The following is a 12,752-nucleotide window of genomic DNA, read 5'->3' as shown; positions in this document are numbered from 1 at the left end:
ACGAACAAGTTACCGGCTGTAAGAAAGTACGCCGACGGCGCTATAGCGCGCCGAGGGTCGGCCGCTTCTCTGTGTCAGTGACCTGTAACTCGGCTGGTGGAGTGCCGAGGACCCGGTGTGAAGCCGCGATACTTGGCTGACCATGCGGTGAAAAATCCGACAGTCAGAAATGCGGTTAGTGCCCATGGAAACGACGAAGCACCCCATGTATCGAGAAGCAGGCCGCCGATCACGCCGCCTCCTGCGATTGCTCCGTTCCAAGCAACAACATTCATTGACAATGCTACGTCCGCTCCGTCACCGGCGGTGTCAGCCAACGCAGTTTGAAGGAGTGTCGCTGCCCCTCCAAAAGTGACGCCCCATATCACGACACCTATGAAAAGAACCACTGGAGAACCTGCCCATACTCCGAATGCGATTGATGTAGCAGCAAAGGCGAGCAGGCTCGTGAGGACAGCCTTGCGGAGATAGCGGTCTACGAGTTTGCCAGCAATCCAGATACCCATTAATGCAGCCACGCCGAATGCAAACAGTACAAGGTCAACGCGATCTGACAGTCCCGTTTGCACGACGAAGGGTGCCACGTACGTATAGAGAATGTTGTGAGCGAGCATCCATGCGATGACAACGCTCAACACCGGACGGACCCCATTTGTGGTGAATACACTTGCAAGCGAGAGCCCTCCGCCTCGTAACTGACCAGGATAGTCAGGGACCTTAGCGACAACCCAGACGATGAGGATGAGCGTCAGGAGTGACATGATTGCGAAAGCAGTGCGCCAGTCGGTGAGTGTTCCGAGCCATGTTCCAAGCGGCACACCCAACGAAAGTGCAACAGGAACTCCCACCATCGCAACCGCCATGGCCTTGCCTTGGCGGTCTGGCGAGACCATGCGACGCGCATAGCCTGCGAGCAGGCTCCACGCCAAACCTGCGGCAACGCCGGCAAAGAACCGTGCCACCATCGTCAGCCAGTAATTCATTGAGAGCGCTGTAATGGTGTTGAAGATCAGAAAACCGATGATTGTCAGGAGGAGAACGTTGCGTCGGCGCCAGCCACTCGTAGCTATCGTTAGCGGAATAGCCGCGACCAGCGAGCCGATGGCATAGGCTGTTATGGTCTGCCCCGCAAGCGACTCCGATACACCCAGGCCCTCACTGATCTGAGGCAAAAGGCCGGCGGGTAAGGCCTCTGTGACGATGCAAACAAAGCCTGTCATAGCAAGGGCCAGCAGGGCCGCGACCGGCAATCGTTCAGTTTCGGTTGTAGCCTTAGCGGCCATTGGGAACCTCATTATATATATGGATCATTCGATCCATATATTGCAAGCGCCTATCCCTTGGCAATGACTTATGGATCGAATAGTCTATAAAAAGACAAGGAGACTTTCATGGTTCGAACAGGACGTCCGAGAGAATTCGATAGAGACAAGGCACTCGACGCGGCATTAGCCTTGTTTTGGGAACATGGGTACGAACCGACGTCGCTTGCGCAACTCAAGACGAGTATGGGAAACCTTTCCTCCGCTAGTTTCTATGCGGCGTTCGGTTCAAAAGAGGGTTTGTTTCGCGAGGTCGTCGAACGGTACCAGTCCACTTACGGCCAAGTTACAGCGACCCTGAAAGATGAGACGTTGCCTCCCCGGGAAGCGATAAGACTTGCCCTGATACGGTCTGCTGAGATGCAGACTGATCAGAGCCACCCGCCCGGCTGCCTGATGATCCTCGGCGCCAACAATTGCGCTTCGGAAAACCAACATATCGATGATCTTCTTGCTGCTGATCGCGCCAGAAACCGCAAAGATATCGAAGATTGTATTCGCCGCGGTGTTGCCGGCGCAGAGTTGGCGACGACCGTCAACGCCGAGGCGCTGGCCACAACCTTCCACACATTCTTACTCGGCATGGCCATGGAAGCGAGAGATCAGGTTGATCCGAAAAAGCTCCGCTCCTCCGTCGAGGCCATCATGCTCCTATGGGATGCAAACCGCGCGCGTTAGATTTTGGGCTCCATGTTTCTTGCGAGTAAAGAAGCTGCTTGAATTTCTTTGGTACCGTGCGCGACGTGAGCCGACGGCGCGTTTTTGTGAGGGAAGATAACGCGAGCCCCACGCGGAATTGCTAGAGTGGCGTTAATTGGTTCTCCAACCAATTGAGCGCCGCCCGGTTGAGGCTTTGGATTTCTTAGAAGGCCAATTGCACTTTCATTGACTTTGTTCTGTCTGCGGCTGTTTCGAATGCGGTGACGGCTTCGTTGAGCGGGAAGGTCCCGGTCAGAAGTGGTTTGAGATCAACACGGCCCTTGTTGATGAAGTCGACCGCAAGCCCGAACTCCTCATGGAACCGGAACGTGCCCTTCATTTCGATTTCCTTGGCAACCACCATGTTTTGCGGAATGGAGACATCGCCACCCAGCCCAAGCTGCACAACGGTCGAGCGCGGACGAAGAACCTCAAGCCCCGAGCGCACAGCGCTCTGGTTGCCCGACGCCTCGAACTGAACGTCAAAATATCCCTTGTTGGCGGAATAGGCAGAGAGCTGATCGGCATTGTCGGCAACATTGATCACCCGGTCAGCACCAACATCCAGTGCCTTCTTCAGCACCGCATCCATCACATCGGTTGCCACAATCTCGCGCGCCCCATGCGCCCGTGCTGCAATGATCGCCAGTGCTCCAATGGGTCCACAGCCGGTTACCAGAACCCGCTTGTCAGTTAGAGCTCCAGCCCTCGCCACGGCATGCAGTGTGACGGCAAAGGGTTCAGCCATCGCCGCTTCATGGATTGATACACCCTCTTCTACCCTGTGGCACTGCCAGGCCTGTGCCACCAGTCGCTGGCGAAACGCGCCCTGGATATGCGGCATCGGCATGGCACTACCGTAGAACCGCATGTTGAGGCAGTGGTTCTGTTGCCCCTTCAGGCAATACTCACACTCATTGCACGGACGGCTTGGCGAGACCGCAACACGGTCACCCACGGCAAGTCCCGAGACACCCTCACCCAGTGCCTTGATCGTACCGGCAACCTCATGGCCGAGGATCATCGGTTCGCGGATGCGCACGGTGCCAAAACCACCGTGATTGTAGTAATGCAGGTCAGAGCCGCAAATGCCGCCCGCTTCAATGGCAACCTCTACCTGACCCGGACCAACAGGTTCGACGTCTCTCTCCTCGATACGCAAATCCTTGGCGGCATGTATGACGACGGCTTTCATGGCTTCTCTCACAGAACAGGCGTTAACAGGGCAGACCCGGCAAAATGCGCGGCGAGATTGTCTCGTACCAGCTTGCCCATGGCCTTGCGGGTCTCAATGGTTCCAGACGCATGGTGCGGCTGAACCAGCACATTACCAAGTTGCAGGAAACGTGGATTGAGCTTTGGTTCACCCTCAAACACATCAAGTGCTGCCGAACCAAGCGTCCTGTTCTCCAGTGCTTCCAACAGGGCCTCCTCATCGATGTTCGAGGCCCGCGAGATGTTGATCAGCATGCCATCAGGTCCAAGTGCGGCAATCACATCCTTTGATACGATATGGCGGGTGACAGCAGAAGCGGCCAGTGTGACGAACAGGAAATCGGCATGACGGGCAAGTTCCACCGGATCGGCGATGTAGGTCAGGCCGTCCGCGAAGGATTTTGCCTCGACATCGCTATAGGCGATATCCATATCAAAGCCACGCAGGCGCTTTGCGACTTCAAATCCAATACGGCCAAGTCCCAGCACACCAGCTTTGCGGCCCCAGACGCGGCGCTTCAAGGGATAAAGACCTTTTTCCGCCCAGCTTCCGTCCCTGACCCAGGTCTCTGCGCCGATGATACCGCGTGACTGCACCAGCATCATTGCCACACCAAGGTCGGCCACATCATTGGTCAACACATCAGGTGTATTGGTGACACGAATGCCGCGGGCACGGCAGGCTGCTAGATCAACCGCATCAAAACCGACACCATAGACGGAGATCACTTCCAGCTTTGGCAGCTTGCCGATCAGCTCGGCAGACGCCCCCAGTTCACCACGGGTGGCAATCGCACGGATCTTGGCGCCATGCTGGCTCAGGAATGCATCGCGGTCGGCGGCTTCAAACAGCTTGTGCACCGTATAATGTGCATCGAGTTCAACCTGATCCCATTCCGGATATGGACCCGTCATCAGAATATCGGGTTTGCTCATGGTTTCCTCCAAAAGATAAACACCGCTCACGCGGTTATGGCCAGTGGTCATGATCAGTAGTCATGGCCGATGGGCATGCATCTGCCATCATCGTCATTATGGGATCTCAAAAAGGGCTCTTTGGCTCACGGAGCCAAAACTCAAAGGCTGGTGGTAATCCCACCATCGACATAAAGCGTGTGGCCATTCACGAACGACGATGCCTTGCCCGACAGGAACACAGCCGCACCGACCAGTTCATCGACATTGCCCCAACGGCCAGCCGGTGTGCGCTTCTCAAGCCAGGACGAGAACTCCTCGCTATCGACCAGCGCCTTATTGAGCGGTGTCTTGAAGTATCCAGGTGCAATCGCATTGATCTGCAGGCCATGTTTGGCCCAGTCAGTGCACATGCCGCGTGTCAGGTTCTTCACAGCCCCCTTGGTGGCCGTATAGGGCGCAATTCCCGGACGTGCCAGTTCGCTCTGCACCGAGGCGATATTGATGATCTTGCCGCGACCACGGCCAATCATGTGACGGGCCACCGCCTGACCGACATAAAACACGCTGGAGATATTGGTCTTCAGCAATTGTTCCCACCGGTCGGCTGGAAACTCCTCCAGCGGTGAGCGGAACTGCATGCCGGCATTGTTGATCAGGATATCGATCGGTCCGATATCCCGCTCGATCGCCTCGACACCGCGCTTGACCGCGTCAGCATCCGTCACGTCAAAATCCGCCGTATCGACAGCAACACCCGTTTCAGCCTTCAGCGCTCCCGCCGCTTGACCAAGTCGCACCGTGTCACGGCCATTCAGCACAACAGATGCGCCATGCTCGATAAGACCCTGCGCAAGCGCAAGACCAATCCCCTGCGACGAGCCCGTCACCAAGGCACGCAAACCGGACAAATCAAATAGTCGAGACGTCATCATTGCCTCTCAGGACAGCGCATTTTTGACGGCCGCGAGACCACGGCGCAAAAACGGATCGGAATGCACGTAGAAGAACTGGACACCGCGGTCCCGCCAATGGGGGATTTCTTCAAGCGTCGCGAGTGTTCCCGCAATTTTGCCCGCTGCACGGATCTTGTCGACGGCAACAGCGACCTGTTCCATGACAACATCAGGCCGTGGCTGGCCAAATGGTGGCGCCGGCGGATATCCCATATCCTGCGAGAGATCACCAGGCCCGATGAAAAACACATCGATGCCCTCGACTTTCAGCATATCGCCAAGATTATCGATAGCATCGACCGTCTCGATCATCGCGATCACAAGTCGCTTCTCATAATCTGACGGCAATGCGTAACGAACAGCATCCACGATGGCGCGCGCTTCCTCAGCATTGCCCACCATCGGCACCATGACACCATCAGCCCCCGCATTCAGGTAGCGGATGATGATGGGTCGCTCATGGGAATGCGGACGGACAATTGCAGCGCCGCCCACGGACCGCACGATCTGTCCCGTCTCGCGCACATCCTCGAAACTCCAGGTTCCGTGCTCGCAATCCACGAAAACCGCATCCCCACCAAGCTCTACCAACCGGGCAGAAAGACCCGATGATGCATGGTGCGGAGTGAACATGCTGATAGCTTCACCCGCCTCAAGACGGGTGCGAAGTTTGGCTCCATTCACGACGGTGGTCTCCTCAGTTCTTTTTCGGCATATCCGGCGTATCGTCCGGTGCTCCCACCCAGCGCGCGATCTCGATATCCTTCGATGTGTCACGCATATAGGTTGGGCAGATGTGCAATTCGGGAATGACAGCGCTCTTGTTCAGGCTCGCGCACAGCACGATGGCCCGTGCCACATCATGTGGGTCCATCATCACAGCCCGCTCCTCGTCAAGCGGCGGTCGCGCACGATTGTCCATGATCGGCGTATTGGTTTCACCGGGCAGGATCGTCGTCGCGCGGATACCCTGATTGCGATAGGTGTTGTGCAGGAAGGTCATGAAGTTCTTCACACCCGCCTTTGCTGCGCCATAGGCCACACCACCCAGAAGGTTCGGGTTTACGACCGCAAGCGACGAGACCGTGATCACCGTTCCCTCACCTTTTGCGATCATCTCGGGCAACACAGCCTGCGTCAGATTGAAAACTGCAGTCAGGTTGACATTGATGGTGGAGTTCCACTCCTCCTCGCTGATGAAACGGGCATTCAGCACCTTGCTGGCACTGCCGGCATTGTTGACGAGAATATCAACTGCACCGATCCCGTCCTTGATCCATTTCACCGTCTCGAAAATTTCGTTGCGAGACTCGATGTTCAAGGCGCGGGTGAAAGCCCGCCCTTTGGTCTTTTCAATCAAGAACGCAACGTCACGAAGTGGTTCAAGACGCCGCCCCGTCAGGACAACGGTTGCCCCCTCCTTGGCCAGAAGCAGGGCGGTCTCGCGACCAATCCCTGAACCAGCGCCTGTTACCAGAGCAATTTTTCCTGCAAAAAGTCCCATGTCTGTCCCCTATTCCGCCGCGACTGCTGATGAGCCGGAATATCCATAGATATCCTTGGCCGCCTTGGGTGTAACGAGGTTTTCCAACAGGTCCTGTGCAATAAGGTCACGCGCACGGTCTGCTGCACGGCCCCATCCGCCGCCGCCGGGTGTCTCCACTTCCAGTTTTTCGCCAGTTTTCAGGACAACCTTGCCTTTGGGAAAATGGGGCTTGTCTTCCTTGAGCACCTTTCCAGCCGACCCGCTTTGCCCTTCGACAACGCCGAAGCAGGGATGACGGACACGTTCGGAGGCAAGATAGATGCTCATCGGATTTTTGCCGATGTTGCGCAGGATAACGCGCTGGCCGAGGCCACCGCGATATTTGCCAGCACCACCAGAATCGGCAATCAACTCCTTGCATTCGGTGAGAGCCGGCACTGCTACCTCGAACATCTCGATTGCGGTAACCTTGCAGTTTGACGGGAAGCTCAGCGTATCCAGCCCGTCAAATTCTGCACGTGCGCCCTGCCCGCCATGGAAGTTCTGCACGGAACCATATTGTGAACCGTCATTGCGCTGGCCGACGCAGTTTGCAGCCCAGATTGGTGCGCCACCGCTATCGCCCATCACCTTGTCCGGAACGACGCCTTCAAGTGCCTTGAAAATCAGCGACGGAATGACGTGACCTATCAGGTTACGGGAGTTGCCCGCCGTCCATTGTTGCGGGTTAAGAATGGAGCCAAGCGGAGCCTCATCGGTGATCGGAACGATGCAGCCTTCATTGTTCGGCGTTTCCGGATCAAGCAGACATTTCAGCGCATAGACGGAATGTGCATAGCGATAATTCGTGCGGCAATTGATCGAATGCAGCACCTGATCCGATGTGCCCGTATAATCGACATGGATGGACTCGTCCTGAACGATAACCGAGGCCTTCAGCGTGACATCGACGTCATAACCATCAAGCAAAACCTCGGCGCTGTAGGCGCCGTTCGGCCATTCCCGGATGGCCTTGCGGGTCTGTGCTTCCGAGCGTGAATGAATAGCCTGCGCCAGACCTTCAACGTCATCAAGACCATATTCATCCAGGAACTTTACCAGTTCGCGACCCATGACGTTGTTGGCGGCAATCATCGATTCCAGATCACCACGCACTTCGGTCGGAAGGCGGACAGAGGCTTCGATGATATCGAACACATCTTCGTTGGGAACACCAGCTTTCAACAGCTTCACAATCGGGAAACGAATGCCTTCCGCGAATATGTCGCTGGCTTCAGAGTGCAGTGGCGCACCGCCAATATCTGGCAAGTGGGCAATCGACCCGGCATAGGCAACGACTTTGCCATTCTTGAAGATCGGCGTGATCATCGTCACGTCGGGTAGGTGTCCCGTGCCTATCTCCGGATCATTGGTCGCCAGAACATCACCTTCAAGGAGATTTGCAGCCGGAAACTTCGGCAGGAAGTATTTTTGCGCAGCCGCCGGCAGCGAGGTGATGAACACCGGGATCGACCAGGTGCACTGGGCAAGGGCCTGTCCCTTGGCGTCGAGAAGCACGGTCACATAGTCGTGGTTCTCACGAACGATCGGCGAAAAGGCTGTCTTGCCAAGCACATTGTCTGCCTGATCGGCGATAAAGATCAGGCGGTTCCACATGACCTGCAGATTGATCGGATCGTTAAAATCAGTAGCGGGTTTCGACATCGGATCGCCCTCAGAGAATATTGATTACAAGATTGCCATGCGCGTCGACATGGAAGACGCCGCTCGGACCGACCACGGCAGTAGACTCCCGCTGCTCGACAATGGCCGGGCCTTGGACCGGCTTGCCAACAGGCAGCTTGTAATGGTCGTAAACCGAAGTCTCGACATAGCTGCCAGCCTCCTGGAAATAGACCTGACGGCTGCCTTTGCGAGCGTTGGCAACAAGCGTTTCGTGCGGACGTGTAACCTGGTCTTTCTCGCCGCTGGCACGCAGGCGCCAAGTAATGACCTCAAGGGGTGCAGCAACAGTGCGTCCAAAAAGTTCGCGATAGAGCTTGAAGAAGGCATCACGCAATTCCTGCAGGAATTGTTCCCTCGGCAACGTGCGATCCGGCAGAACAACCGTGATTTCATGGCCTTGACCGACATGGCGCATATCGACAGTATAACGGTTGCTGATGGTATCCTTGGGAACACCGGCAGCGGAGACGACTTCGGCGCCCTGCGCCGCAAGATCATCCAGCAGGCGGTTCATTGCCTCGCTATCCCAGCCATCCAGTGCCATTGGATGGCTTGCCGAAAGATCGACAGCGACCGGCGCAATCAACAGGCCAATCGCAGAACTGACACCAGCGCCGGTCGGGCAAATGATGCGGCTGATGCCCAGCTTGCGAGCGATGCCATAGGCATGCACGGGTCCGGCACCACCAAACGCCACCATAGGCAGCGAACGGGGATCGACACCCAGATCGGTCGCATGCATGGCGGCTGCCTTGCTCATCGATTCATTGACGAGATCATGGATACCCCAGGCGCAACGCTCGATGGACACATCAAGTGACTGGGCCAATTTGCCCATCGCATCACGCGCTGCGTCTTTGGACACCTTGAACGAGCCGCCAACAAAGGATTCGGTTCCCATGTAACCAAGCAGAATGTCGGCATCCGTGACAGTCGGCTGGGTGCCGCCACGCTGGTATGCTGCCGGTCCGGGCATGGCGCCAGCAGAATGCGGGCCGACATCCAGCAGACCGAGCGGGTTTTTCGCAGCAATCGAACCACCGCCTGCACCGATTTCGATCATCTGGATCGACTGGATTTTCAGCGGGAAACCCGAGCCCTTGCGGAAGCGCTGGTAGTGGGCAACCTCCAGATCCGTACCGACATTCGGTTCGCCATTGGGAATAAGGCAGAGCTTGGCAGTCGTGCCGCCCATATCGAATGACAAAACGCTGTCTTCACCGGCGGTCCGGCCAAATTCTGCTGCGGCAACGGCGCCGGCGGCAGGACCCGATTCAATCAATCGCACCGGCAGATCAGCAGCACGACGGCTCGGCACCAGACCTCCTGACGACGTCATCCACAACACTTGGCGATCAATGCCCTTGGCTGCAAATTCGCGCTGCAAATGCGCTACGTGACCCGCCATCTGTGGTCGTGTATAGGCGTTCACAACGGTTGTCGACGCCCGGTCGAATTCGCGCATCTCCGGGCAAACTTCCGACGACAGCGAAACGAACACATCAGGATATTCTTCACGCAGCAAAGCGGCGACGCGTTGTTCGTGCTGTGGGTATTTGTAGGCATGCAGAAGGCATACCGCGACAGAGCGAATGCCCTTTTCTTTTAGGCGACCGGCTATTTCGCGAACCGTTTCTTCCTTGAGCTCGGTAATCACTGAACCGTCAGCAGCAATGCGCTCCTTTGCGCCGTGACTGTTGGCACGCGATACTAGCGGATCGGGATATTTGATGTTCAAGTCGTAAAGGTCGTAGCGACCTTCATTGCGAATGCGCAGCATGTCCTGGAAACCGTCAGTGGTGACAAAGCCTGTTTCCACCCCCTTGCGTTCCAGAACGGCATTGGTCACGACGGTTGTTGCACCAAGAACCTGCAGATTTTCGATCGAAATCGTGTCAGCAAATTTTTCCAGAAGTTCCGACACACCTTGAACAACGGCCTCGGCCGGGTTCTTTGGAGTGCTGAGAACCTTGTGGAGATGGAGGTCGCCCTTGTCGTCCAGGAGCGCGAAATCGGTAAAGGTACCGCCGGTGTCGAAAGCCAGTTTTGCCATGTTTCCCTCTGAGCGATCATGCGGCATTTGCTGCCGATTTCCAGACCTATCTGGCAGGTCTATTCACTGAGAGTGAGGTTAGGTGAGTTGGGTCAGACTTTGCCAACACAACCTCTGTCTGGCGCCATAGGGTTTGCTTATGACAAATTCAAACGGCGCGAATACCCGGGAAGTGTTCGCTTTTCAGTTTGGTGACGATTTCGAGAAGGACAGACCTAGCCGCAAGTGCCGGTTCGGATAACGGCATATGGTCCGATACACAGAGCGAAACGGTCGCATCGATGACAGGGGTTGTCAGCGGATGCAATTGCGCGCCCTTGAAGCTGGCCGTTTTTGAAACGACGGATGAAGGCAGGATCGTGGAGCCCAGACCATCCATCACAGCCGCTTCAAGCGCCGGCACGGATTCGAGTTCGGAAATGACATCCGGCTTGGAACGGGCTCTGGCCAGACCATCATCGATAAGGCGTCGCAGAAAATGCGCCTTGCTCGGTAGCAGCATCGGTAAGCCATCCAGCGCGCTGAGCGGCAGCGGTTCGCCCGGCCCGTTTGGAAGCACCATGTCAGGCGCGGAAACAAGGAACATTTCCTCACGGAACAATGGCTCCAGCGTCACGCCCTTGATGGGATCTGACGTGTAAATCAGCGCCATGTCCATTTTACCGGTCATGATCAGTTCGCTCAGGATATGACCGAAACTATCATTGATATGTACCGTGATGGCCGGAAACCGCGCTCGCATTTCCTTGATGAGCGGCAGAGACAGGGCACTGGACGAAGAATAGGTCGCAAGCCCGATGGACACGCGGCCTGAAATGGAGCGTGCCGAACGGTCTATGTCGGTTTGCGCCTGCTCGATTTGTTTGAGCATGATTTGTGCATGGCGATACAGGATCAGGCCTGCTTCGGTTGGCGTGATGCCAACATTGCTTCGCAAGAGAAGCTGGTGCTTGAAATGCTGTTCGAGCGATGCAATCTGCTGCGAAAGCGCTGGTTGGGCAACCCGAAGAATGCTGGCCGCACGCGATACGCTACCGGTGTCGACCACCTTCACGAAGCTCTTCAGTTTTTTGAAATCGACGCTCATCGGTCCCCACTTTTTTAAGGGAGACCCTAGGGCGCGCAAAAGGGCCTGTGCAAGCCCTTCTGCAAGAGGATTCCCACTTTTTAAATCAAGGCATTCACGGCACGTTCGATACGATCGCAGGCGTCCTCGATCACCTCCATCGACGTGGCAAACGAAATACGGAAATAAGGCGACAATCCATATGCCGCGCCCTGAAGAGCCGCCACGCCCACACCATCAAGCAGATACAGCACAAAATCGAGATCATTTTCGATTATCTTACCTTCCGGCGTCTTTTTGCCAATCACACCGGCACAACTCGGATAGAGATAAAATGCACCATCCGGAACAATGCAGGATAGGCCTGGAATGGCGTTCAGGCGTTTGCACGCAAAGTCACGTCGCTGCTTGTAGATTGCCACACTTTCACTGACAAAAGTCTGGTCCCCGGAAAGGGCGTCAGCCGCAGCAGCCTGACTGATGGACGACGGGCAGGAAGACATTTGCGACTGGAGCTTGTTGATCGCCGCAATCAGCGGTGCCGGTCCAGCTCCGTAACCGATACGCCAGCCCGTCATCGCATAGGACTTTGAGACGCCGTTTGTCAGAAGAACACGATCCTTCAAGGCCGGAACAACTGCGACCAGTGTCTTCATTGGCTCATCTCTGAACCACACCTGATCATAGATATCGTCTGACAGTACCATGACATGCGGGTGGCGCAGCAAAACCTCGCCAAGCGCCTTCAGTTCGTCTTCAGAATAGGATGCACCGGTCGGGTTGGATGGTGCATTGAGGATCACCCACAGGGTTTTCGGTGTAATGGCCGCCTCAAGTGACTCTGCCGTCAGTTTGAAGCCGGTGTCTTCATTGCAAGGGACGATCACCGGCGTTCCGTCATTGGCAATCACCATATCGGGATAGGACACCCAATAGGGAGCGGGAATGATAACTTCCGCGCCGTTCTCGACGCTTGCCATCAGGGCAAGGAACAGAATCTGTTTGGCACCGCCGCCAACGCAGATCTCGTTTTCGGCATAGGTCATGCCGAGGCGTTTCTCGAAGTCTCCGATGATTGCCTTGCGCAGGGCGGGCGTGCCGTTCACCGCGGTATATTTCGTTTCACCTCGATCAATGGCGGCATGCGCCGCGGCCTTGACGGATGTCGGCGTGTCGAAATCGGGTTCACCAACCGTCAAATCAGCGATATCGCGCCCGGCGGCCTTCAGTTCCCGTGCCCGGGCGGCAGCAGCCGTACTTGGAGAAACCTTTATTCTGGACACGCGTGATGCAGGCACAAAAGTGCTCATTGTGA

At 56.2% G+C, this 12,752-nt stretch carries 11 protein-coding genes; 1 reads left to right on the top strand and 10 read right to left on the bottom strand.

Annotated features, from left to right (window positions below; translation table 11 throughout):
* Positions 1-74 precede the first annotated feature (74 nt).
* Complete coding sequence (locus PYL13_RS25920) at positions 75-1,283, bottom strand: MFS transporter (RefSeq protein WP_275642812.1); 1,209 nt, start codon at positions 1,281-1,283, stop codon at positions 75-77.
* A gap of 108 nt (positions 1,284-1,391) precedes the next feature.
* On the opposite strand from PYL13_RS25920, the gene PYL13_RS25915 reads away from it, so the two are divergent.
* Positions 1,392-2,000: a TetR/AcrR family transcriptional regulator gene (locus tag PYL13_RS25915; protein ID WP_275642811.1), complete on the top strand. Its 609-nt coding sequence runs from the start codon at positions 1,392-1,394 to the stop codon at positions 1,998-2,000.
* A gap of 184 nt (positions 2,001-2,184) precedes the next feature.
* Here the strand turns inward: PYL13_RS25915 and PYL13_RS25910 are convergent, their stop codons facing one another.
* The 9 genes from PYL13_RS25910 to PYL13_RS25870 all read right to left on the bottom strand — a co-directional run bounded on the left by PYL13_RS25910 (position 2,185) and on the right by PYL13_RS25870 (position 12,747).
* Positions 2,185-3,216 (bottom strand): L-idonate 5-dehydrogenase, encoded by a 1,032-nt coding sequence (locus PYL13_RS25910; protein WP_275642810.1) that lies wholly within the window; start codon positions 3,214-3,216, stop codon positions 2,185-2,187.
* An 8-nt stretch (positions 3,217-3,224) separates the two neighbouring features.
* Positions 3,225-4,172, bottom strand: a complete 948-nt coding sequence (locus tag PYL13_RS25905; RefSeq protein ID WP_275642809.1) for a 2-hydroxyacid dehydrogenase — start codon at positions 4,170-4,172, stop codon at positions 3,225-3,227.
* Between the two features lie 140 nt (positions 4,173-4,312).
* Positions 4,313-5,083, bottom strand: a complete 771-nt coding sequence (locus PYL13_RS25900) for an SDR family oxidoreductase (protein WP_275643075.1) — start codon at positions 5,081-5,083, stop codon at positions 4,313-4,315.
* A gap of 9 nt (positions 5,084-5,092) precedes the next feature.
* Complete coding sequence (locus tag PYL13_RS25895; protein ID WP_275642808.1) at positions 5,093-5,791, bottom strand: HpcH/HpaI aldolase family protein; 699 nt, start codon at positions 5,789-5,791, stop codon at positions 5,093-5,095.
* Between the two features lie 13 nt (positions 5,792-5,804).
* Positions 5,805-6,611 carry an SDR family oxidoreductase gene (locus PYL13_RS25890; RefSeq protein ID WP_275642807.1) on the bottom strand — a complete coding sequence of 269 codons (807 nt, stop codon included), beginning with the start codon at positions 6,609-6,611 and terminating at the stop codon, positions 5,805-5,807.
* A gap of 9 nt (positions 6,612-6,620) precedes the next feature.
* On the bottom strand, positions 6,621-8,297 hold the full coding sequence (locus PYL13_RS25885; protein ID WP_275642806.1) for a hydantoinase B/oxoprolinase family protein: 1,677 nt from the start codon (positions 8,295-8,297) through the stop codon (positions 6,621-6,623).
* A 10-nt stretch (positions 8,298-8,307) separates the two neighbouring features.
* Positions 8,308-10,371, bottom strand: a complete 2,064-nt coding sequence (locus PYL13_RS25880) for a hydantoinase/oxoprolinase family protein (RefSeq protein WP_275642805.1) — start codon at positions 10,369-10,371, stop codon at positions 8,308-8,310.
* A gap of 148 nt (positions 10,372-10,519) precedes the next feature.
* Entirely contained in the window at positions 10,520-11,458 is a 939-nt protein-coding gene (gene nac, locus PYL13_RS25875) for a nitrogen assimilation transcriptional regulator NAC (protein ID WP_275642804.1), read from the bottom strand.
* Between the two features lie 80 nt (positions 11,459-11,538).
* A complete protein-coding gene (locus PYL13_RS25870) occupies positions 11,539-12,747 on the bottom strand; it encodes an aspartate transaminase (protein WP_275642803.1) in 1,209 nt (402 codons plus the stop codon).
* Positions 12,748-12,752: the final 5 nt, after the last annotated feature.

Source organism: Agrobacterium sp. Azo12 (assembly GCF_029193765.2).
Taxonomy (GTDB): domain Bacteria; phylum Pseudomonadota; class Alphaproteobacteria; order Rhizobiales; family Rhizobiaceae; genus Agrobacterium.
The sequence above is the reverse complement of the archived record's forward strand: the minus strand, read 5'-3'. Positions and strand labels throughout refer to the sequence as shown.